Here is a 22,561-nt window from a genome sequence, read left to right on the forward strand (position 1 = left end):
AAGACAGTACGCAGAAGACGATAATGCAACAGTGTAACGGATGGTTCGGGGCTCGACGGTCAAATCACAAAATGGAACATCTTTTACGCCGCCTGCACCCGGTTGCGCCCGGCCGCCTTGGCTCGGTACAACGCCTCATCGGCACGCTTGAGTGCCAGGTCGCTGCACTCTCCCGGCTGGAACTGCGCCACGCCCATGGACACCGTAATAGTCACCGGCTCGCCCTTGAAGTGGAACGGGCATGCTTCGATGGCCGAACGCAGCACCTCACCCACATCCAAAGCATCTGCCAAACCTGAGTCAGGCATCAACAATACAAACTCTTCACCCCCAAATCGCGCGATAAAATCGCCGGAGCGCAGGCGCTTGCGCAACACATTGGCGATGATCTTCAGCACCTTGTCGCCGGCCAAGTGGCCGTAGCCATCGTTGATGCGCTTGAAGTGGTCCAGGTCGAGCATGGCCAGTGACAGGCTGTTGCCGCGCTGATGCCAGCTATTCACTTCATGATCCAGGCGCTCGCTCCACGCCGCACGGTTGGGCAGGCCGGTGAGCGGGTCGATCAAGGCCTTCTGGCGCTGCACTTCCAAATGCTCGCGATAACCTTGGGCTTCCTGCTCCATGTTCGCCACCCGCTCGGCCAGGCTTTTGAGCCGCGCCGCGACTTCCTGCTCACGCTGGTCACGCTGCTGCCGGTGTTCGTCCATGGTGCCGAGCAAGCCTTCAAGGTGGCTTTCCAGCACATGCTTGAGGCTGTCCAGGTCAGCAGCTTCCTGCACGCTGCTTTGCAGGCCGTCGACCTGTTCACGGATCTGCGTATCCAGCTCCCGTGCGGCCGAGCGGCTGTCGGCGTGCCCCTCGCTGGCCACCTGCAGATGGCCCTGGAAGGCTTCGAGGCGTTCATTAAGCTGCTTGAGGTAGGCCTCGAACTCATGCTGGCCACTGTCGGTAATCGCCAGCATCAGCACCGCCAGGTCATCGAGGATCGGCAGCAATTCGTACCAGTTCAAGCCGTGGGCCAAGCGCTCGCGCATGGCTTCGGCCTGGGGCCGGTGGCGCTCGGGTAAGGACAGATCCTCCAGCAAGCCAAGCAAGGTGTCTTCGATATGCTTGGCGACCGAGCTGTAGGACGGCTCGGGGGAGTCGGGCAGGGCGTAGGTGCCGTCCGGTTGCAGCGCATCGGGATAGGGCTCGCAGGGTTCCAGCACGGGCGGAAGCGACAGGCTGCCGATGAGCGTTTGATCTGGCGTGTCGACCTCAAACTGCGGCTCTTCGATAAATGCAGCAAGGGCGCTTTCGGGCGCGGCTTCCTCTAGTGCTGGCTCGGGCATCTCTGGCTCAGAGACTTCGTCAGGCCCGACGGGGGCTTGCTCCGGCGCCGGTGCCTCAAAGGCAAAGGCTTCGCGGGCGACTTCAGCCACTTTGACCGGCTCAGCGGGTTCAGGCTGCGCGGCGGCCGGCGTTACCGGCAATGGCGCAAAAGCGCGCAAGGCTTGGGTCAGCTCTTCGGATTGCACGGGCTCCAGTGGCTCGGGCGCGGCTTTGGCAGCAGCAGGTTTCGACGCCGGCGGTTGCGGTGCATAGAGCGGGGCAGATTCAACCAGCGGCGCCTCATTCGACACATCCTTTGCACCAAACAGGCGTTGCAGCAGGCCTGGTCCAGGGCGCGCAGCTTCGCCTTCAGGCTCCAGGTTATTTAGCGCCTGCCCTTGCAGGCTGCTCAATTCGCTGAGCAGCAGCGGGATCTCACGCGCCTGGCCGACTCGGCCATCAAGCTGTTTGGCGAAGGTTTTCAGCGGGCGGGCGACTTCACGCGGCAGAGGCAGTTTCTGCAACTGCGCAACCAAGGCAGTCAGCGCAGTGCTGATCTGGTCGACCCGGGTTTCGCGGCGCTGCTCCGAGTCGAGCACGGCTTTTTCCAGGCGTGGCAGCAAGGCGGCGAGGGCAGCGTCCATGTCGTCGGTACGCACCACATCGCGCATTTCTTTCATGCATTGATCAACCGCACGGTCGGTGCCTTCCGCCGCCAGCGTGCTGCGCACCAGGCCTCGGCGCAACAGGTCGAGGCGGGCAGCCCAGCGGCGTTCGAGCTTATCTTGCTGCTCAACGCTTTTAAGGTATTTCTCTTTCCAGCGCTGGGCGTCGTCGCTCATGCAAGGGGTCCGCGAGGGCCTGGGCTCAACGCGGGTAATGCATCAGCCGTGAGCGAACCCGGCAGACGAATCTCTACCGCGACGGGCAGGTGATCGGAAATGGGCTGCGCCAGCACCTGCACACTTTCCAGTGTAAGGCTGGGGCTGAGCAGGATATGGTCGAGACAGCGTTGCGGGCGCCAGCTGGGAAACGTGGCTTCGACTTGCGGCGCCAGTAACCCGAGGTCGCGCAACGGGGAATTCTGCAACAGGTCGGTGGCATGGGTGTTCATGTCACCCATCAGCACCTGGTGTTTGTAGTTGCCGATCAGATCACGCACGTAGGCCAACTGGAGGTTGCGTGTACGCGCTCCAAGCGCCAGGTGCATCATCACCACCACCAAGGCTTCCGGGCCTTCGCCGAAACGCACAAGAATCGCGCCGCGCCCTTTTGGGCCGGGCAAGGGGTGATCTTCGATGGCTGTCGGCTTCAAGCGGCTGAGCACGCCATTGCTGTGCTGTGCCAGGCGCCCGAGGTTGCGGTTGAGTTGCTGATACCAATAAGGGAAAGCACCGAGATGGGCGAGATGCTCCACCTGATTGACATAACCGGAGCGCATGCTGCCGCCGTCGGCTTCCTGCAAGGCGACCAGATCGAAGTCGTTGAGCAGGTCGCCGATTTTCTGCAGATTACCGGTACGCCCTTTGTGCGGCAGAAGATGCTGCCAGCCACGGGTGAGGTAGTGCCGATACTTCTCGGTACTGTTGCCCACCTGAATATTGAAGCTGAGCAGCCGCAGACGACTGTCTGCCGGCAAGCCCGTGGACTCCAGGTGGTGTTCGTTGACCCGCGGTTCATGCAGACCAACGCTACGTTCAGTACCCCAGCCGCGCATGATGGCCCCCTTACTTGGCTGCGCGCTCTTTAGCGATCAGTTGGTCGGCAACATTGAGGGTTTGCTCAGGACCACCGGTAGTGCCCAGGTCGAAACGGTATTTGCCGTTGACGATCATGGTCGGTACGCCTTGTACGCCGTACTTCTGGGCGAGTTCCTTGGCCTGTTTGATTTGGCCCTGGATAGCGAAGGAGTTGAAGGTGGCCAGGAACTTGTCCTTGTCGACGCCTTGGGTGGCAACAAAGTCAGCCATTTCGTCAGGCTTGGTCAGGCGCTTGCCTTCTTTTTGAATCGCATTAAATACAGCGTTGTGAACCTTGTGCTCGACACCCATGGCTTCCAGGGTCAGGAACAGTTGGCCGTGGGCATCCCATGGGCCGCCGAACATGGCCGGGATGCGTCGGAAGTTAACGTCGGACGGAAGTTTTTCGGCCCAAGGATTGATAGTCGGCTCAAAGGCGTAGCAATGCGGGCAGCCATACCAGAACAGCTCCACCACTTCGATCTTGCCTGGCTCCGAGACCGGAACCGGGTTGGCCAATTCAACGTAGGTTTTACCGGCTTCAAGCGGCACGTCGGCAGCTTGCGCGGTCATGCCGAAAAGGCTGACAGTGACGAGAGCGGCGCTGAGGATCAGATTACGCATGCTTTACTCCTGGACAAATAAAGTCGCCTCACGCGACCTTTAGTTGTGACAGGTCTACGCGGGCATGAGTTCGTTAGTGTAACGGCACCGGCCACAAAAAAGGGCGGCCTAAGCCACCCTTTTTATGCTTGCATCGATGGATTAATCGAGCGTTAACGTCGCAGGTCCAATCAGTGCAGGCCCTGAATATAGCTGGACAGCGCTTCGATATCTTTATCCGAAAGTTTCGCCGCAATGTCAGTCATCATTTTGTTGCTGGCATCGCCATCGATGGAGCGAACCTTCTCGCGGAAGTCCTTCAACTGCTTGGCTGTGTATTGGGCGTGCTGACCACTCAGGTGGGGAAAACCCGCCTCGGCCAGCCCACTGCCACCTGCGATGTGACAAGCCTTACAGGCAGGCATGCCACCGATAGGTTGGTCTTCAGCGAGTTTGCCGCCTTGAAACAACGCCTGGCCTTTATCAACGAGCTTCGGATCAGCAGCTCCCACACTGCCTTTCTGGCTGGCAAAATACGCCGCGATGTCCGCCAGGTCCTGATCGCTGAGATTAGTCAGCAAGCCGGTCATTTCCAGCACCGTGCGCTTGCCGTCCTTGATGTCGTGCATCTGCTTGGTCAGGTAACGCTCACCCTGGCCTGCCAGTTTGGGGAAGTTCGGCGCCGGGCTGTTGCCATCCGGTCCATGGCAAGCACCACATACGGCGGCTTTCGCTTGACCGGCAGTGGCATCACCTTTAAGGGGGCCCTCTGCAGCGACGGCAGCGCCAGTGATGCCCAAGGTCAACAGCAGACTCACGATCAGTTTGTTCATCAGCTAATCCAACTACGGCTAAGGGTTTAAGAGTTATCTACCGGGTTTACTCACCATCAACGCGTTGATGGCCTGGTAATCCTCAGTACTGCAGTCCATGCACAAACCACGCGGCGGCATTGCCTTGAAACCCTGAGTCACGTGTTGCATCAGCGTAGCCATGCAAACTCGGTTGTACAGCGCCTCTGGATCCTGTGTAGCCTGAGCGCCTAAAAGCGCGATCAGGACACCAAAAGCGCATAACCATCAGGTCATACATCGACCTTTTCAGGGTTTGAGAGCGTTTTGCGTTCTAATGCGCAATGAAGGTCTTTCGCTCCCGTGAACTTCATCCTTCGCTGGGACAAAGCACACACAAAATCTGCGGCATTATATACTGGCGCTACTGAAACGGAAACGACACCGCTTGCCGCACCCTTTCTCGGCACCGCCCACATCGGAAATCTCATGCAACTCAAGAATCCCATCCTCGGCCTGTGCCAACAGTCCACGTTCATGCTCAGCGCCGCCAAAGTGGACCAATGCCCCGATGACGAGGGCTTTGAAGTCGCCTTTGCCGGCCGTTCCAACGCCGGTAAGTCCAGCGCGCTGAACACCCTGACCCACGCCAGCCTGGCGCGCACCTCGAAAACCCCGGGCCGCACGCAGCTGCTCAATTTCTTCAAGCTAGACGATGATCGGCGTCTGGTCGACCTGCCGGGCTACGGTTATGCAAAAGTACCCATCCCGTTGAAGCTGCACTGGCAGCGTCACCTTGAGGCTTACCTGGGTGGCCGCGAGAGTTTGAAGGGCTTGATTCTGATGATGGACATCCGTCATCCAATGACCGATTTCGACCTGCTGATGCTCGATTGGGCCGTCGCCAGCGGCATGCCGATGCATATCCTGCTGACCAAGGCCGACAAGCTGACCTACGGCGCAGCCAAGAACACCTTGCTCAAAGTGCAGTCCGAAATCCGTAAAGGTTGGGGCGACGCGATCACCATCCAGTTGTTCTCGGCGCCCAAGCGCATGGGCCTGGAAGACGCTTACACCGTGCTGGCCGGCTGGATGGAATTAGCAGACAAGGGCGCGGAAATCGCCGAATAACTTTTGCGCAGGCAAAAAAAACCCCGGACTTCGTATGGGGAGGGGAAGTTCGGGGTCCAAGTTCCGGACCGCTAGGGCGGGGTCCAGATATCTGCCAACACTTAACACAACATAGGAGCATTGAAGGGCTTCACCACCCATTCAGTAACTCTGAGTAGCAGTTCACGGGTTAAGTTCCGGCAGGTCAAAAAAACTATTGGAAATAACCTGCGACGCCTTTTGATCTAAAGCGCTCTGCCATCACCCTCGGCAATGGCAGAGCCGCGCTGTCAGTGTGCTTCGTCCCAGTTATCGCCCACGCCCACGTCTACCACCAAAGGCACGTCAAGCTTGGCCGCCGCGCTCATATGCTCGCGGATCTTCTCGCTGACTTGCGCCACCAGATCCTCTCGCACCTCAAGCACCAATTCATCGTGCACCTGCAGGATCACCTTGGCATCCAGGCCCGACTCGGTCAGCCAGTTGTCCACCAGCACCATGGCTTTCTTGATGATGTCCGCCGCGGTGCCCTGCATCGGCGCGTTAATCGCTGTGCGTTCTGCGGCCGCGCGCTCCTGAGGCTTGTTGGAGTTGATGTCCGGCAGATACAGCCGACGCCCAAAGAAGGTTTCGACATAACCCTGGTCGGCCGCCTGGGCGCGGGTGCGCTCCATGTATTCACGCACGCCTGGGTAGCGCGCAAAGTACACATCAATGTAGGCCTTGGCGGTCTTGGTATCCACGCCAATGTCCTTGCCGAGCTTCTGCGCACCCATGCCGTAGATCAGGCCAAAGTTGATCGCCTTGGCACTGCGGCGCTGGTTGGACGTGACCTCTGTCAGCTCAACCTTGAACACTTCGGCGGCGGTGGCGGTGTGCACGTCCAGGTCATTACGGAAGGCATTCATCAGCCCCTCGTCCTTGGACAAATGCGCCATGATCCGCAGTTCGATCTGCGAATAGTCCGCCGCCAGCAACTTGTAGCCTTTAGGCGCGACAAACGCCTGGCGAATGCGCCGCCCTTCGGCGGTGCGCACCGGGATGTTCTGCAGGTTCGGATCACTGGACGACAAACGCCCGGTCGCCGCCACCGCCTGATGATAAGACGTGTGAATACGCCCGGTGCGCGGGTTGATCTGCTCCGGCAGGCGGTCGGTGTAGGTGCTTTTGAGCTTGCTCATGCTGCGGTACTGCATCAGTACCTTGGGCAACAGGAAGTCATCTTCGGCCAGCTTGGCCAATACTTCTTCAGCCGTGGACGCCTGCCCTTTGCCGGTCTTTTTCAATACCGGCAAACCGAGCTTCTCGTAAAGAATCGCCCCGAGTTGCTTGGGCGAGCCCAGGTTGAACTCTTCACCGGCGATCTCAAACGCCTGGCGCTCCAGCTCAACCATCTTGTTGCCCAGCTCGATACTCTGGATGCCCAGCAGCGCCTTATCCACCAGTGCGCCCTGGCGCTCGATACGCGCCAGCACCGGCACCAAGGGTATTTCAATGTCCGTCAGCACACTGGCAAGGCTTGGAATGGCTTCAAGCTGCGCATGCAAAGCCTGGTGCAGGCGCAGCGTCACGTCGGCATCTTCGGCCGCATAAGGACCGGCTTGCTCAAGCGGGATCTGGTCGAACGTCAGCTGCTTGGCGCCCTTGCCGGCGATGTCCTGGAAGCTGACAGTGTCGTAGTCCAGGTACTTCTTGGCCAGGCTGTCCATGTCGTGCCGGGTCGCGGTGGAGTTCAGCACATAGGATTCGAGCATGGTGTCGAAAGCGATGCCGCGCACGGTAATACCGTTGGCCTGGTCGCCGCCGATGGCACAGTTGGCCAGGATGTTCATATCAAACTTGGCGTGCTGGCCGACCTTGAGCTTGGTCGCGTCCTCCAGCAACGGCTTCAAGGCCAGCAGTACCGTGTCCCGGTCCAGCTGCTGCGGCGCGCCGATGTAGGAATGGGTCAGCGGAATGTAGGCCGCTTCATGGGGCTGCACGGCAAAGGAAACCCCGACCAATTGCGCCTGTTGCGCATCGATCCCGGTGGTTTCGGTGTCGAACGCGAACAATTTTGCCGCGTTGAGTTTTTTCAGCCAGGCGTCGAATGTCGCCTGGTCGAGGATGGTGGTGTACGACGCTTCTGCGGGTGCCACAACTTCGACGGCCTCTTCAACAACAGGGGCAGCCTTGAGCTCAACGCGCTTGGCATCGCGCTGGATCTCATCAAACCAGCTCTTGAACTCCAGCAGCGTGTAAAGCTCCAGCAGCTTTTCGCGGTCCGGCTCGATCAGGTGCAAATCATCCAGGCCCACATCCAGCGGCACGTCGACCTTGATCGTCGCCAGTTGATAGGACAGGAATGCCATCTCCTTATGCTCTTCCAACTTGGCCGGCAGGGTCTTGGCCCCGCGGATCGGCAAGGTCGGCACGATATCCAACTGCTCATACAGCTCTTTGATGCCGCCATTCACGCCCACCAGCAAGCCGGAAGCCGTCTTCGGACCAATCCCCGGCACGCCTGGGATGTTGTCGGACGAATCGCCCATCAGCGCCAGATAATCGATGATCTGCTCCGGAGCGACACCGAATTTCTCCTTCACGCCCTCGATGTCCATCGAGCTACCGGTCATGGTGTTGACCAAGGTAATGTGCCCGTCCACCAGCTGCGCCATGTCCTTGTCGCCGGTAGAAATCACTACCGGACGGTCAGCCGCCGCGCTGCTGCGGGCCAGCGTGCCGATCACATCATCGGCTTCGACGCCTTCAACGCACAGCAACGGGAAGCCCAGGGCGATCACGCTCTGGTGCAAAGGCTCGATTTGCAGGCGCATGTCATCGGGCATGCTGGGGCGGTTAGCCTTGTATTCGGCGTACATCTCATCGCGAAAGGTCCCACCCTTGGCGTCGAACACCACCGCGAACGGGCTGTTTGGGTACTGCTTGCGCAGGCTTTTGAGCATGTTCAACACGCCCTTGACCGCACCGGTCGGCAGGCCTTTGGAGGTGGTCAGCGGTGGCAGCGCGTGGAAGGCGCGGTACAGATAAGAAGAACCGTCCACCAGGACGAGGGGGGCTTGGCTCATGAGCAGGATCAACCTTTTCGGCGGGTCAGGCGCTAGAATAGCCGGACCAATGACGACAAAGGGACAAGGTTATCATGCGTACAGTAAATCGCCTGTTGTTGACCGGCTTGATTGCACTCACCCCGATAGTGGCCATGGCGGCGGATACTGCGCCGTCGGGCGACCCGGAAGTTACCATTCGCACGGAAGGCGACAAGACCATTCAGGAATACCGCCAGAATGGCTTCCTGTACGCAATTAAGGTGACGCAAAAAGGCTTTCCACCGTATTTCCTGGTGCGCGCGGACGGAACCGATGCGAACTTCATCCGCTCTGACCAGCCGGATATGCTGATCCCGTCATGGAAGATCTTCGAATGGAAATGATTTCTTAACTTAAATTGGCGCCGCGCACTGCGGCGCCCGTACTGGCAGCTTAAACATGTCTGTGTTCACCCCCCTGGCTCGGCCCGAGCTGGAAACCTTTCTCGCCCCTTACGGGCTCGGCCGCCTGCTTGATTTCCAGGGGATTGCCGCCGGTAGCGAAAACACCAACTTTTTCATCAGCCTGGAACAGGGCGAATTCGTCCTGACTCTGGTTGAGCGCGGCCCAGTGGCGGAAATGCCGTTCTTCATCGAACTGCTAGACGTGCTCCACGACGCCGACCTGCCGGTGCCTTACGCGCTGCGTACCACCGATGGCATGGCGCTTCGCGAACTCAAAGGCAAACCGGCGCTGTTGCAGCCGCGCCTGGCAGGCAAGCACATAAAGGACGCCAACGCGCAGCATTGCGCCCAGGTCGGCGACCTGCTCGGCCACCTGCACCTGGCGACGCAAGGCGACAAAGTGCTGGAGCGCAAGACCGATCGCGGCCTGGAGTGGATGCTCACTGAAGGCGCGCAGCTTATTTCACACCTGAACGAAGCCCAGCAGCGTCTGCTGCAAGCGTCCTTGAGCGAAATCGAAGCCCACAAGGCCGACATCCTCGCCCTGCCGCGCGCCAACGTACACGCCGACCTGTTCCGCGACAACGCGATGTTCGAAGGCACGCACCTCACCGGTTTGATCGACTTCTACAACGCCTGCTCAGGCCCGATGCTGTACGACGTGGCAATCGCCTTGAATGACTGGTGCTCCGACGCCGATGGCGTGATTGATGGGCAACGCGCCCGCGCGTTGCTGGGCGCCTACGCGGGGCTGCGGCCGTTTACCGCCAAGGAGGCCGAGCTGTGGCCGACCCTGCTGCGCGTTGCGTGCGTGCGTTTCTGGCTGTCACGCCTGATCGCCGCGGAATCGTTTGCCGGGCAGGATGTGTTGATCCATGACCCGGCGGAGTTCGAGCATCGGCTGGCGCAGCGCCAGCAGGTCACAGTCCACCTGCCGTTCGCACTCTAGGGCTCAACTCGGTCAATGTGGGAGCTGGCTTGTCGAATCGTCGCACCGCTGCGATAGCGGTGTGTCATTCGACATCGCCATCGCAGGCAAGCCAGCTCCCACAGTCATTCTGTGTTGGCTGTTAGAGCGACTCCAGGCACCCGGCCAAGTCATTCCCCAGCTTTTCCAGTACCTGCTCATAACCCTGCGCCGTCGCCGGGGTATAACCGCCCAACGCATCCAGCTCTGCCAACTTCACCGGCAAGCCCGCCACCAAAGTCTCGGCCAAACGCGGACGCAACGGCGGCTCGCTGAACACGCACGTCTTACCCACTTCCTGCAAACGCGTACGCATCGCGGCAACATGCTGAGCGCCCGGCTGCACTTCGGCGGCCACGCTGAACACGCCCGTGTGCTTGAGCCCGTAAGCGTCTTCGAAGTAATCAAATGCCTCGTGGAACACGAAGTACGGCTTGTCGCCGACGGTGGACAGGCGCGCCTTCAGGCGTGCATCCAAAGCATCCAGACGCTGATCGAACGCCTTCACATTGCTCTGATAACGCGCAGCGTTGGCCGGGTCGGCAGTGCTGAGGTCAGACGCCATACGCGCCGCAATCACCCGAGCGTTGACCGTCGACAACCACAAGTGAGCATCCAGGCTGCCAGGGCGGTGATCGTGGTCGTGTTCGTCGGCATCATCGGCATGCGAGTGGCTATCTTCGGCGAACCGACGCAACTTCATCCCAGGCAAGTCCTGAACTGCCACGGTCGGCAGGCTACGCCCCTTGAGCACGCGTGGCAGGAAGCTCTCCATGTCCGGGCCGATCCAATACAGCAGGTCTACCGACTGCACGCGCCGTACGTCGGATGGGCGCAAGGCATAGTTATGCGGCGATGCGCCAGGCGGCAACAGCACCTCTGGAATCGCCACGCCGTCCTGCACAGCGGCGGCGATCAACTGCAACGGTTTGATGCTGGTCAGCACCTTGACCTCAGCCTGAGCGGCCCCGGCGATGAACAAACTGGTGACAAATACGACAAAAACGGGAAAAAGTCGGGACACGATGACCACTCAATGGCGTAGGAACAGGTAACATAATAACGTCTCTATCAAATGTCTGTCGCCGCTCATGCCTAAAACACCGCTTGCCAGCCGTCCCCACGACCACTCTCACTGCGTACACACCGCGCTGTCGGAGGCCGATACCCTGTGCGCGCAGAAAGGCTTGCGCCTGACCGCCCTGCGTCGTCGGGTGCTGGAGCTGGTGTGGCAAAGTCACAAGCCGCTGGGCGCCTACGACATTCTTGGCGTGCTCAGCGAGCAGGACGGCCGCCGCGCGGCACCGCCGACGGTGTACCGCGCGCTGGACTTCCTGCTGGAAAACGGCCTGGTACACCGCATCGCCTCGCTCAACGCCTTTGTCGGCTGCAGCCACCCGGAACACGCGCACCAGGGCCAATTCCTGATCTGCCGCGAGTGCCATGCCGCCATCGAGCTTGAACAAAAAAGCATCAGCGACGCCATCGTCAAAAGCTCCGCCGACGTGGGCTTCAAGGTCGAAGGGCAAACGGTCGAAGTGGTCGGGCTCTGCTCCGGTTGCCAGGGGGCTTGATGAGCAACGCGTTAATCCGCCTGGAGCAGGTTGGGGTCACGTTCGCCGGGCAAAACGTACTGGATAACATCGCGTTGAGCGTGGAGCCGGGGCAGATCGTGACGCTGATCGGCCCCAATGGCGCCGGCAAGACCACGCTGGTGCGCGCCGTGCTTGGCCTGCTCAAGCCCGACAGCGGCAGCGTGTGGCGCAAGCCCAAGCTGCGCGTCGGTTACATGCCGCAAAAATTACACGTCGATCCAACGCTGCCGCTGTCGGTACTGCGCTTCCTGCGCCTGGTGCCTGGCGTCGACCGCGCACGCGCACAAGCGGCGCTTAAGGAAGTCGGTGCCGAACAGGTTATCGACAGCCCGGTGCAGAGCATCTCCGGCGGCGAGATGCAGCGCGTACTGCTGGCGCGCGCCTTGTTGCGCGAACCCGAGCTACTGGTACTTGATGAACCCGTGCAAGGCGTGGATGTTGCCGGCCAGGCCGAGCTGTACAGCCTGATCACCCGCCTGCGTGACCGCCATGGCTGCGGCGTGCTGATGGTCTCCCACGACTTGCACCTGGTGATGAGCACCACGGATCAAGTGGTGTGCCTCAACCGTCACGTATGCTGCTCCGGCCACCCGGAACAGGTGAGCGGCGACCCGGCATTCGTCGAGCTGTTCGGCAAAAACGCGCAGAGCCTGGCGATCTATCACCACCATCACGATCACGCCCATGATTTGCATGGCGCTGTGGTCGACGATCCCGCTACGCCTCAACCCCACGTTCATGGAGATAGCTGCAAGCATGGCTGATTTTCTGCTCTACGCCCTGCTGGCAGGCTTGGCTTTGGCACTGGTGGCGGGCCCATTGGGCTCGTTCGTGGTCTGGCGGCGCATGGCCTACTTTGGCGACACGTTGTCGCATGCCGCGCTGCTGGGCGTGGCCATGGGCTTTCTGCTGGATGTGAGCCCGACCATCGCCGTCACTGTGGGCTGCCTATTACTGGCAGTGCTGCTGGTAACCCTGCAACAGCGCCAGCCGCTGGCCTCGGACACGCTGCTGGGCATTCTGGCGCCAAGCACGCTGTCGCTGGGCCTGGTGGTGCTGAGCTTCATGCATGAAGTACGCATCGACCTGATGGCCTACCTGTTCGGCGATTTGCTGGCGATCAGCCCCACTGACCTTGCCTGGATCCTCGGCGGCAGCGCCGCTGTGCTGGTGCTGCTGGTGGCCTTGTGGCGCCCGTTGCTGGCAATTACCGTGCACGAAGAGCTGGCCACCGTCGAAGGTTTGCCCGTACCGGCGCTGCGCATGACCCTGATGCTGTTGATCGCCGTGGTGATTGCTGTCGCAATGAAGATTGTCGGCGTATTGTTGATCACGTCGCTGCTGATCATTCCCGCAGCCGCCGCCCAGCGCCATGCCCGCTCACCGGAGCAGATGGCGATCGGCGCTAGCCTGCTGGGCATGCTCGCCGTGTGCGGGGGCCTGGCGCTGTCCTGGTTCAAGGACACGCCGGCCGGGCCGTCGATTGTGGTCACGGCCGCCGCCCTGTTTCTGCTGAGTTTTGTCCTGCCCCGTCGAGGGGTGTAGACTTGCTCGCTTTTTGCGCAAATAGAGAGTCGCAGGAATGAAGCCGTTCAACTCCCGTTATCTGCTCCTTGCCGCATTTTCCCTGCTGCTGGGCGCCTGCCAAAGCACACCGCCCGCCGCCCCCGAGGCGCAGGACCCGCGTGCTGCGGCCATCGCGCAGCTGGAGCAAAACCTGGCCAGCAGTGAACTGGCCACCGCCGAAGACGAGCTGGCCGCATTACAGGCCCAGTCGCCCAACGACCCAGCCCTGGAAACCTACCAGCGCCAATTGGCCGAAGCCTACTTGCAACGCAGCCAGATCGTGTTGCAAAAAGGTGATGTAAATGCCGCCGCTACGGCGTTAAGCCGCGCACGCGCCTTGATGCCCAAGGCTCCGGCGCTTACTGGCGGCGTCAACAGCGCCATCAGCCACGCCCGCAAAGCCGAGCTGGATAAAGCCGAAGCCGCCTTGAAAGCTGCCGAGGCCAAGCCACCCGCCAAGGTCATCGACCCGGCGGCTCAAAGCACCACGGTTGCGTTGAACCTCACCGATATTGAAGAACTTCGCCATCAGTTGGATGCGATCGCCACCGATGCGGTGAATTACCAGTGCGACGTGACCATTCAGGCGCCGCGCACCCAGGATTACCCATGGCTGGCCACACTGCTGACCAAACGGGTAAAGCGCATTGATTCGGCATATGACCTGAAGATTCACCGGCAGATTGTGAAACACATCCCGGCGCAGGTTGTGTTGATTCCGCGCAAAACCGAGTAAAGCCATCGCAGGCAAGCCAGCTCCCACCTTTTGAACTGTGAATACAGTCAAATGTGGGAGCTGGCTTGCCTGCGATAGCGGTCTAACAAACACCCAAAAGCTTAAGCCGGAATCGCTTTGGCCTTAGGCTCCCGCGCCCACACCCGATGCTGCGCAATCGCCGCAAAGAATGCCTTGAACGCCTTGGCATCCGCTCCCACGATCAATCCAGCATCCGCCTCCAGCTTAAGCTGCTCCAGCAACGGCTTGGCATCACTGGCAAGCGCAATCGCCTTCAGATGCTTGTACGCCTCCAACAGGAAGTGCAGCGCCACGCCATCGCCGCTCAAGGCCTTGATCGACTCTTTACCGCCCGGTACGAACACCGCATCAAACGCAACCGACGGCATGCCTTCCATCGACGCATCCACCGGCAGGCTCTTGCCATCCGCAGTCTTCACCGGTGCCGACGTCGGCCCCAGCACCTTGGCATGCGCACCTTCGGCGGCCAGCGCTTTCTTCAACGCCGCAATCGCTGCGCCATCCACACCGTTAGCCGCAAGAATTGCGACTTTGCGTGTTTTGATGTCGCCCGACAGCAGGTTCACCTGGCTCAACGCCGGCGACTCTTTCAGCGACGTCTTGCGCGGCGGTACCGTGCCTTTGGTCGGCGCCGGCAGGCCGAGGTTCTGCGCAACGCGCTTGGCCAGCTCCAGGTCGATATTGGCCAGAATCTCGTTGACCTGACGCGCGCGGATAAACTCACGCTCCACCTTGCCCAACTCGAAGCTGTAGGCCGCGATGATGTGCTCTTTCTCGTGGTGGCTCATGCTGTGGAAAAACAGCGTGGCTTGCGAGAAATGGTCGCCGAACGACTCACTGCGCTCACGCACCTTGTTGGCGTCGACACGCTCGTAATACGTTTCGAACCCGCCATCCTGAGCAGCCGGTGGCGTTTCTTTTGGCCAACCGCCATCAATCGAATTCGGCTCGTAGGACGCACGACCCTTGTCGATCACCGTGCGATGCTGAGCATCACGCTGGCCGTTGTGGAAAGGCGTGACCGGCCGGTTAATCGGCAGCTCATGAAAGTTCGGGCCACCGAGTCGGCTGATCTGCGTATCCGTGTAGGAAAACAGACGACCTTGCAGCAGCGGGTCGTTAGTAAAATCGATACCCGGCACGATGTGGCCTGGGCAAAAGGCGACCTGCTCGACCTCGGCAAAGAAGTTGTCCGGGTTGCGGTTAAGCACCATTTTGCCCAGCGGCGTAATCGGCACCAGCTCTTCGGGAATGATCTTGGTCGGGTCAAGCAGGTCGAAGTCGAACTTGTGTTCGTCCTCTTCGGCAACGATTTGCACGCCCAACTCCCACTCAGGGTAGTCGCCGCCCTCGATCGCTTCCCACAGGTCGCGACGGTGGTGGTCGGTGTCTTTACCGGCAAGCTTTTGCGCTTCGTCCCACACCAGCGAGCAGGTGCCGACTTTCGGGTGCCAATGGAATTTCACAAAGCTGGACTTGCCTTCGGTATTGATCAACCGGAAGGTGTGAATACCAAAACCCTGCATGGAACGCAGGCTTTTTGGAATGGCACGGTCAGACATGGCCCACAGCACCATATGCGCCGATTCCGGCTGCAGCGAGACGAAATCCCAGAACGTATCGTGGGCCGAGCCGCCGGTAGGAATTTCGTTATGGGGCTCAGGTTTTACCGCATGCACAAAGTCCGGAAACTTGATCGCATCCTGGATGAAGAAGATCGGCATGTTGTTGCCCACCAGGTCGAAGTTGCCTTCGTCGGTGAAGAACTTCACGGCAAAGCCGCGTACGTCACGCACGGTATCGCCCGAACCACGCGGGCCTTGCACGGTGGAGAAGCGCACGAACACCGGGGTTTTATGCTCCGGGTTACGCAGGAACCCGGCCTTGCTCAGCGCAGAATGGTTCTTATAGGTCTGGAAATAACCATGGGCGCCAGTGCCACGGGCATGCACGATGCGCTCCGGGATACGCTCATGGTCAAAGTGCGTGATTTTTTCACGCATGATGAAGTCTTCCAGCAGCGAGGGGCCACGGGCGCCGACTTTGAGGGTGTTCTGGTTATCGGAAATCTTTACGCCTTGGTTGGTGCGCAGCGCCTGGCGGGTCGCATCGGAGCGAAACTCTTCCAGGGCCTGCAGCTTGGCGTTGGTGTTGCCACGGTCCAGGGTATCGGTGCCCGCAAGCTCACTCTTAGGCGGGGTGGCTGGCTTCTTGGTACTCATCAGTCAAAACTCCTTATTCAAAGTGGCCAGAGCGGTCCCCGGCTCGTTTGAGCAAACCCCCAGGCACGGCACCTGGGAAATTGAGTTGCTTAAGTAGTGACTGATGGGGTTTTGGGCCGTTCCTTTTTTATGACCTTTGATCGCGTTATTGCCAAATCGCTGGTTGAATGCGAAATAAATGCTAAGAAACGCTATACGGACAGGCTAAAATGCGCGCCCGGCTAACCGCTGATCCCTTTTCAATGCGCCCCACAAGGTTCGCTACGTGATCGAGTTTCATAACGTCCATAAAACCTACCGCGTCGCCGGTAAGGAAATCCCCGCCCTGCACCCCACCAGCCTGCGCGTCGAAAACGGCCAGGTGTTCGGCCTGATTGGCCACTCCGGTGCGGGCAAAAGTACCCTGCTGCGCCTGATCAATCGCCTGGAACAACCCAGCGGCGGTCAGATCAACGTCGACGGTGAGGAAGTCACCGCCCTGGACGCCAACGGCCTGCGCCGTTTTCGCCAGCAAGTGGGGATGATCTTCCAGCACTTCAACCTGCTGGCGTCCAAGACCGTTGCCGACAACGTGGCGCTGCCACTGACCCTGGCCGGCGAATTGTCGCGTAAAGACATCGACCTGCGCGTGGCTGAACTGCTCGCCCGCGTGGGCCTGTCGGACCATGCCAAGAAGTACCCGGCGCAGTTGTCCGGCGGCCAGAAGCAGCGCGTCGGCATCGCCCGCGCCCTGGCGACCAAGCCAAAAATTCTGCTGTGCGACGAAGCCACCAGCGCCCTCGACCCGCAGACCACCGCCTCGGTGCTCAAATTGTTGGCCGAGATCAACCGCGAGTTGAAGCTGACCATCGTGCTGATCACCCATGAAATGGACGTGATCCGCCGCGTGTGCGACCAGGTCGCCGTGATGGACGCCGGCGTGATCGTCGAGCAAGGCTCGGTGGCCGAGGTGTTCCTGCACCCCAAGCACCCGACCACCAAGCGCTTTGTGCAAGAAGCCGAGCAAGTCGATGAAGGCGAGCAGCGTGATGTGTTTGCCCATGTACCGGGCCGCATCGTGCGCCTGACGTTCCAGGGCGAAGCGACCTACGCGCCATTGCTGGGGACCGTCGCCCGCGAAACGGGAGTGGACTACAGCATCCTTGCCGGTCGCATCGACCACATCAAAGATACCCCCTACGGGCAACTGACCCTGGCCGTGACCGGTGGGGATATGGACGCCGCCTTCGCCCGCTTTACTGCGGCAGACGTCCACATGGAGGTTCTGCGCTAATGGAAGTCCTGTTGAGTTTCTTCGCCAATATCGACTGGTCCGAAATCTGGCTGGCAACCGGCGACACCATGACCATGCTGTTCGGTTCGCTGTTCTTCACCGTGGTGCTGGGCCTGCCGTTGGGCGTGCTGTTGTTCCTGACCAGCCCGCGCCAGTTGTTTGAACAAAAAGGCCTGTACGCGCTGCTGTCGCTGATCGTGAACATCCTGCGTTCGCTGCCGTTCATCATCCTGCTGATTGTGATGATCCCGTTCACCGTACTCATCACCGGCACTTCGCTGGGGGTGGCCGGCGCAATCCCGCCGCTGGTGGTAGGTGCGACGCCGTTCTTCGCGCGCCTGGTGGAAACGGCCTTGCGTGAAGTGGACCGCGGCATCATCGAGGCCACGCAGTCCATGGGCGCCAGCACGCGTCAGATCATTACCAACGCGCTGCTGCCCGAAGCTCGCCCTGGCATTTTCGCGGCGATTACGGTGACGGCTATTACACTGGTTTCCTACACGGCCATGGCCGGTGTGGTGGGTGCCGGAGGTTTGGGTGACCTAGCGATCCGCTTCGGTTATCAGCGTTTCCAGACCGATGTGATGGTGGTCACCGTGGTGATGCTGTTGATCCTGGTGCAAATTCTGCAAACCGTCGGCGATAAGCTGGTGGTGCATTTTTCTCGAAAATAACGGCCATTGCCGGCCCCCGCCGGCACATGCCCGAACAAGGAGCTTGTTGGATGAAAAAACTACTGGTTGCTTTCGCCGCCGTTGCCGCGTTTTCTGCCCACGCTGCCGAGACTATTACAGTCGCTGCATCGCCGGTGCCCCACGCGGAAATCCTCGAATTCGTGAAGCCTGCACTCGCCAAAGAAGGCGTTAATTTGCAGGTCAAAGTCTTCACCGACTACGTGCAGCCGAACGTACAAGTGGCTGAAAAACGCCTGGACGCCAACTTCTTCCAGCACCAGCCGTACCTGGATGAGTTCAACAAAGCCAAGGGCACTCACCTGGTGAGCGTTGGCGCGGTACACCTGGAACCCCTGGGCGCTTACTCCAGCAAGTACAAAAAGCTGGAAGACCTGCCAAGCGGCGCCAATGTCGTGATCCCTAACGACGCCACCAACGGCGGTCGCGCCCTGCTGCTGCTGGCCAAGCACAACCTGATCACCCTGAAGGACCCGACCAACATCCTGTCGACCATCAAGGACATCACCGCCAACCCGAAAAACCTGAAATTCCGCGAACTGGAAGCCGCCACCCTGCCGCGCGTGCTGACCCAGGTCGACCTGGCGCTGATCAACACCAACTACGCCCTGGAAGCCAAGCTGGATCCATCCAAGGATGCGCTGGTGATCGAAGGCAATGACTCGCCTTACGTGAACATCCTGGTGACCCGCGACGACAACAAGGATTCGGACGCGGTGAAGAAGCTGGTTGCAGCCCTGCACACGCCAGAAGTGAAAGCGTTCATTCTTGAGAAGTACAAAGGCGCGATTCTGCCGGCGTTCTGATCCAGAGCTACACCGTAAACCTAATGTGGGAGCTGGCTTGCCCGCGATAGCAGAGTGTCAGTCACCGAAGATGTTGACTGGCCTGCCGCTATCGCAGGCAAGCCAGCCCCCACATTTGTTTTGTGTTGTGATCGTTCCCACGCTCCGCGTGGGAATGCAGCCCGGGACGCTCTGCGTCCCGCTTCTGAGGCCGCGACGCAGAGCGTCACAGGAGGCATTCCCACGCAGAGCGTGGGAACGATCATTTGCGCTGGAGTAAAACCGGCAACTCAGCCACCAGCTTTGTGTGGCTTTTGCTATCAGCGCAGGGCTGGCACCACCTCATGGGTCAACCATTGGCGCAGGCACCGATTCTCCGGGTAGTAGTGGTAGATAAGCAGCGCATAAACGCCAGACTCACTGACCATCAACGTCGGCGCACAGTGGCCATGAGTGATCAGCGGCAGGGTGTGTTGCTGGTCGGGATCGAGCTTGCGCAGTAACGCAGGGTTCAGGTGCAGGCCCATCAGATGGCCGATGTCGGAGGCGCTGAACCAGGGTTGGCTTTCGACCAGCACGGCGTGCAGCTGGTGATGGTGGCGGGTGAAGACTTTGGGTGTGATCGGTGGATCAGGGGTAAGTGTTTGCACGGTCTAGCTCCTAACGTATCAAGGGACCGCCAAGCACTACTTCCACGTAATGGGTGGCGGCTGTACGCAGGTGTGGAAGACCGGGACGTTAGGCACCCGGCGCACTCGAAAGCGCCCCGCGCACAGCCACCATAAAACACAGACAAGAAAAAGCGCCTGACACTTGGTGGCGCTTTGTGCGCCTAACGATATAAGGGCTTCCACACCCTGTCACTGAATTTGCAGCGACAGGCCAAAGACTAGCCACCCCAAGACCGTCCAACAAGTTCACGCACAGCGCGATAACACGTGGGAAATCTCCGACGACATCCTGTTCAAACCTTGAACAAAACCCAATGTGGGAGCAGGCAAGCCAGCTCCCACAGGTTATTTGTGTTGTTGGTTAGCTTGGTGATTGGCCTACTTGCGCTGTAGCAAACCCGGCAACTGCGCCACCAGCTTTTGATTATTCAACGGCGCACGAATAAACCCACGCTGCGTGCCGTCCGGGCCGATCAGCGCCAGGTTGCCGCTGTGGTCCACGGTGTAGTTGGGCTTGCTGGTATCGGCCGGAATAAACGGAATGCTCACCGCATTCGAGACCTTCTGCACATCCGCTACATTCGCGCCGGTCAGGCCTTCGAATTGCGGGTCGAAGTAGCCCAGGTACTGCTTGAGCTGGGTCGGCGTGTCGCGGTTCGGGTCAACGCTGACCAGGATCACCTGCAACTTATCCACCGCCTCTTTAGGCAATTCGCTCTTGATCTGGCGCAGTTGCGCGAGGGTGGTCGGGCAGATGTCGGGGCAGAAGGTGTAACCGAAGAACAGCAGGCTCCATTTGCCTTTCAACTCGTTGACCACCACCGGCTGGCCGTCCTGATTGGTCATGGTCACCGGCGGCAGCTGGCGGCTTTGCGGCAGCAGGATAATGCCGGCGTCGATCAGTGCGGTAGGGTCGCCCTGGCCTTTGCCGCTGAGCACTTTGTTAACGGTCAGGCCCATGATCAACGCGACGATGGCCACCAGGATGAAGACGGTTTTTTGAGTTCGAGTCATAGGTTCAACAATAGGTAGTGGTCGACGAGCAGCGCGATAAACAGCAGCAGCAAGTACCAGATAGAGTACTTGAAGGTGTTGATCGCCGCGTGCGGCTTGCTGCCACGGTACAGCACCCAGGCCCATTGCAGAAAGCGCCCGCCCAATACCAGCGCACACGCCAGGTACAGCAGGCCGCTCATATGGATCACATAGGGCATGAAGCTCACCGCCAGCAGGGCGAAGGCGTAGAGCAGGATATGCACCTTGGTGTAGTGCTCGCCGTGGGTGACCGGCAGCATCGGGATATCGGCCTTGGCGTATTCCTCTTTGCGGTGAATGGCCAGGGCCCAAAAGTGCGGCGGGGTCCAGGCGAAGATGATCAGCACCAGCAGCAGCGGCTCGGCGCTGACATGCCCGGTAACCGCGACCCAGCCGAGCAGCGGCGGCGCCGCACCGGCCAGGCCGCCGATCACGATATTTTGCGGCGTGGCGCGCTTGAGAAAGCCGGTGTAGATCACCGCGTAACCCAGCAATGAGGCCAACGTGAGCCAAGCCGCCAGCGGGTTGGTGAACGCCAGCAACAAGGCCAAACCTGCAACAGCCAGAAACAATGCAAAGGCCAATGCCGCCACGGGCGACACGCGCCCTTCTGCCAACGGCCGTTTATGCGTGCGCGCCATCACCGCATCGATGCGCCGATCCACCACATGGTTGACCGCCGCCGCACCTCCGGCGCACAGGGCAATGCCCAAATTGCCGAACACCAGCACCGTCCATGGCACCCCGGCGCGGGTCGCGAGGAACATGCCCACCAAGGAGGTGATGAGCATCAGCACCACCACTTTCGGCTTGGTCAGCTCCAAATAGTCCCGCCAGATCGCCTGATCGTGACGCGCGCCGATCAAGGTCGCCATGGCATTTCTCCTTTTAGGGTGATGAGACCCGATACGTGTTTGCGCGGGATAAAACGCCAGCCAAACGGCAACTGATTGCGCACCCGGACCAGGCTGGTACGGGCGTGGTAGTTGACCAGCACCAGCGTCAGCAATAAACCCGCCCCGCCTGCGTTGTGCCCGACCGCCACCGGCAGTGGCAAGCCGAACGCCACATTGCTCACGCCCAGGCAGATTTGCGCCGCGAGGGCGATCAGCAGCAGGCCTGCCAGCCGCGTCATGCCCACGGCGCGCAATTGCCAGGCCAGCCCCAGCAGCACCAGCGTCACCAGCACCGCGCCGATGCGATGGGTCAGGTGGATGGCCGTGCGCGCCTCACTGTCGAGCTGGCCGCCGAGGTAATTGGGGCCGATATGCTGGGTGAGGTGAAACCCGTTGGCAAAGTCCGCCGCCGGCCACCACTCGCCATGACACGTCGGCAGGTCGACACAGGCCACCGCCGCGTAGTTTGAACTGACCCAACCGCCAAGCGCGATCTGCCCGATTACCAGCACCAGGCCCGCCGTGGCCCAATACTGCAGGCGCTTGGGCACGATCAAAGCGGGCAACACGCCGGACAGGCGCAAGGTGAGCAAAAACAACAGGCTCAAGGTGGCAAAGCCGCCAAGCAAATGCCCCGTGACCACTTGCGGCCACAACTTCAGCGTCACCGTCCACATACCGAACGCCGCCTGGGCAATCACCACCGCCAACACAAACAGCGGCAGTTTCACTGGCTGCCCCGGATCACGCCGATGGCTCCACGAGCGCGCCGCCAGCAGCACGATCAGCAAGCCCAAGGTGCCGGCGAAGTAGCGATGGGTCATCTCGGCCCAGCCCTTGTCGGCTTCTACCGGCGTATCGGGAAAATGCAGCTCGGCATGCGCCAGCTGGGCTTCGCTTTGCGGCACGCTGATAAACCCGTAGCAGCCGGGCCAGTCCGGGCAGCCGAGGCCAGCGTGGGTCAGGCGCGTGTAGGCGCCGAGCAGCACGACCAGCAGCGCCAGCAAGGTGGCAAACAACGCGAGGCGAAATCCAGGTTTGGCCATGACGATGCC

21 protein-coding genes and 1 pseudogene are annotated in these 22,561 nt (G+C 60.3%); 10 read left to right on the plus strand and 12 right to left on the minus strand.

Annotation, left to right across the window (positions count from 1 at the left end; all coding sequences use genetic code 11):
• Positions 1–83 precede the first annotated feature (83 nt).
• The 5 genes from ACQY47_RS14165 to ACQY47_RS14185 all read right to left on the minus strand — a co-directional run bounded on the left by ACQY47_RS14165 (position 84) and on the right by ACQY47_RS14185 (position 4,711).
• Positions 84–2,153 carry a diguanylate cyclase gene (locus tag ACQY47_RS14165; protein WP_428557295.1) on the minus strand — a complete coding sequence of 690 codons (2,070 nt, stop codon included), beginning with the start codon at positions 2,151–2,153 and terminating at the stop codon, positions 84–86.
• Entirely contained in the window at positions 2,150–3,031 is an 882-nt protein-coding gene (locus ACQY47_RS14170; protein ID WP_370589433.1) for an endonuclease/exonuclease/phosphatase family protein, read from the minus strand. The genes ACQY47_RS14165 and ACQY47_RS14170 overlap by 4 nt, the downstream gene beginning before the upstream one ends.
• Positions 3,032–3,038: 7 nt before the next feature.
• Positions 3,039–3,674, minus strand: a complete 636-nt coding sequence (gene dsbA / locus ACQY47_RS14175; protein WP_017139088.1) for a thiol:disulfide interchange protein DsbA — start codon at positions 3,672–3,674, stop codon at positions 3,039–3,041.
• A gap of 170 nt (positions 3,675–3,844) precedes the next feature.
• Positions 3,845–4,486 carry a c-type cytochrome gene (locus tag ACQY47_RS14180; protein ID WP_017139089.1) on the minus strand — a complete coding sequence of 214 codons (642 nt, stop codon included), beginning with the start codon at positions 4,484–4,486 and terminating at the stop codon, positions 3,845–3,847.
• Positions 4,487–4,519: 33 nt separating this feature from the next.
• Positions 4,520–4,711 (minus strand): c-type cytochrome, encoded by a 192-nt coding sequence (locus ACQY47_RS14185; RefSeq protein WP_428557361.1) that lies wholly within the window; start codon positions 4,709–4,711, stop codon positions 4,520–4,522.
• 222 nt (positions 4,712–4,933) lie between these two features.
• On the opposite strand from ACQY47_RS14185, the gene yihA reads away from it, so the two are divergent.
• Entirely contained in the window at positions 4,934–5,575 is a 642-nt protein-coding gene (gene yihA, locus ACQY47_RS14190; protein ID WP_042943980.1) for a ribosome biogenesis GTP-binding protein YihA/YsxC, read from the plus strand.
• A gap of 269 nt (positions 5,576–5,844) precedes the next feature.
• On the opposite strand, the gene polA is transcribed toward yihA, so the two are convergent.
• The gene (gene polA / locus ACQY47_RS14195; protein WP_428557296.1) at positions 5,845–8,622 is read right to left on the minus strand and encodes a DNA polymerase I; all 2,778 of its coding nucleotides are present in this window, start codon (positions 8,620–8,622) and stop codon (positions 5,845–5,847) included.
• Between the two features lie 74 nt (positions 8,623–8,696).
• Between polA and ACQY47_RS14200 the strand changes: the two genes are divergently transcribed.
• A complete protein-coding gene (locus ACQY47_RS14200) occupies positions 8,697–8,987 on the plus strand; it encodes a DUF2782 domain-containing protein (protein ID WP_017139093.1) in 291 nt (96 codons plus the stop codon).
• A 55-nt stretch (positions 8,988–9,042) separates the two neighbouring features.
• Positions 9,043–9,996 carry a homoserine kinase gene (locus tag ACQY47_RS14205; protein WP_017139094.1) on the plus strand — a complete coding sequence of 318 codons (954 nt, stop codon included), beginning with the start codon at positions 9,043–9,045 and terminating at the stop codon, positions 9,994–9,996.
• A gap of 121 nt (positions 9,997–10,117) precedes the next feature.
• On the opposite strand, the gene ACQY47_RS14210 is transcribed toward ACQY47_RS14205, so the two are convergent.
• A complete protein-coding gene (locus ACQY47_RS14210) occupies positions 10,118–11,047 on the minus strand; it encodes a zinc ABC transporter substrate-binding protein (protein WP_428557297.1) in 930 nt (309 codons plus the stop codon).
• Between the two features lie 58 nt (positions 11,048–11,105).
• Here ACQY47_RS14210 and zur point away from each other — a divergent pair, with 58 nt between their 5' ends.
• Genes zur through ACQY47_RS14230 form a run of 4 tightly spaced genes read left to right on the plus strand, consistent with a single transcriptional unit; the run spans position 11,106 to position 13,911 of the window.
• Positions 11,106–11,588 (plus strand): zinc uptake transcriptional repressor Zur, encoded by a 483-nt coding sequence (gene zur, locus ACQY47_RS14215; protein WP_056861009.1) that lies wholly within the window; start codon positions 11,106–11,108, stop codon positions 11,586–11,588.
• The gene (znuC, locus tag ACQY47_RS14220) at positions 11,588–12,373 is read left to right on the plus strand and encodes a zinc ABC transporter ATP-binding protein ZnuC (protein ID WP_017139099.1); all 786 of its coding nucleotides are present in this window, start codon (positions 11,588–11,590) and stop codon (positions 12,371–12,373) included. Before zur ends, znuC begins: the two co-directional genes overlap by 1 nt.
• Entirely contained in the window at positions 12,366–13,154 is a 789-nt protein-coding gene (gene znuB, locus ACQY47_RS14225) for a zinc ABC transporter permease subunit ZnuB (protein ID WP_017139100.1), read from the plus strand. The genes znuC and znuB overlap by 8 nt, the downstream gene beginning before the upstream one ends.
• Before the next feature lie 37 nt (positions 13,155–13,191).
• Positions 13,192–13,911: a PA5502 family lipoprotein gene (locus tag ACQY47_RS14230; protein WP_428557298.1), complete on the plus strand. Its 720-nt coding sequence runs from the start codon at positions 13,192–13,194 to the stop codon at positions 13,909–13,911.
• Positions 13,912–14,012: 101 nt separating this feature from the next.
• On the opposite strand, the gene katE is transcribed toward ACQY47_RS14230, so the two are convergent.
• A complete protein-coding gene (katE, locus tag ACQY47_RS14235; RefSeq protein WP_428557299.1) occupies positions 14,013–16,154 on the minus strand; it encodes a catalase HPII in 2,142 nt (713 codons plus the stop codon).
• Between the two features lie 265 nt (positions 16,155–16,419).
• Between katE and ACQY47_RS14240 the strand changes: the two genes are divergently transcribed.
• Genes ACQY47_RS14240 through ACQY47_RS14250 form a run of 3 tightly spaced genes read left to right on the plus strand, consistent with a single transcriptional unit; the run spans position 16,420 to position 18,925 of the window.
• Positions 16,420–17,427, plus strand: coding sequence for a methionine ABC transporter ATP-binding protein (locus tag ACQY47_RS14240; protein ID WP_428557300.1), 1,008 nt, complete (start codon positions 16,420–16,422; stop codon positions 17,425–17,427).
• Positions 17,427–18,101, plus strand: coding sequence for a methionine ABC transporter permease (locus ACQY47_RS14245; protein WP_099488106.1), 675 nt, complete (start codon positions 17,427–17,429; stop codon positions 18,099–18,101). Before ACQY47_RS14240 ends, ACQY47_RS14245 begins: the two co-directional genes overlap by 1 nt.
• 50 nt (positions 18,102–18,151) lie before the next feature.
• Entirely contained in the window at positions 18,152–18,925 is a 774-nt protein-coding gene (locus ACQY47_RS14250) for a MetQ/NlpA family ABC transporter substrate-binding protein (RefSeq protein WP_428557301.1), read from the plus strand.
• A gap of 302 nt (positions 18,926–19,227) precedes the next feature.
• Here ACQY47_RS14250 and ACQY47_RS14255 read toward each other — a convergent pair.
• The 4 genes and pseudogenes from ACQY47_RS14255 to ACQY47_RS14270 all read right to left on the minus strand — a co-directional run.
• Positions 19,228–19,554 (minus strand): annotated as a pseudogene (locus tag ACQY47_RS14255) (Bro-N domain-containing protein); the annotation flags it as partial.
• 399 nt (positions 19,555–19,953) lie between these two features.
• A complete protein-coding gene (locus tag ACQY47_RS14260; RefSeq protein ID WP_017137893.1) occupies positions 19,954–20,589 on the minus strand; it encodes an SCO family protein in 636 nt (211 codons plus the stop codon).
• Entirely contained in the window at positions 20,586–21,485 is a 900-nt protein-coding gene (cyoE, locus tag ACQY47_RS14265) for a heme o synthase (RefSeq protein ID WP_428557302.1), read from the minus strand. Before cyoE ends, ACQY47_RS14260 begins: the two co-directional genes overlap by 4 nt.
• A complete protein-coding gene (locus tag ACQY47_RS14270; protein WP_428557303.1) occupies positions 21,473–22,552 on the minus strand; it encodes a COX15/CtaA family protein in 1,080 nt (359 codons plus the stop codon). The genes cyoE and ACQY47_RS14270 overlap by 13 nt, the downstream gene beginning before the upstream one ends.
• Between the last annotated feature and the right edge of the window lie 9 nt (positions 22,553–22,561).

The sequence above is a fragment of the Pseudomonas edaphica genome (assembly GCF_965277385.1).
In the GTDB taxonomy this organism is placed as follows: Bacteria; Pseudomonadota; Gammaproteobacteria; order Pseudomonadales; family Pseudomonadaceae; genus Aquipseudomonas; species Aquipseudomonas edaphica.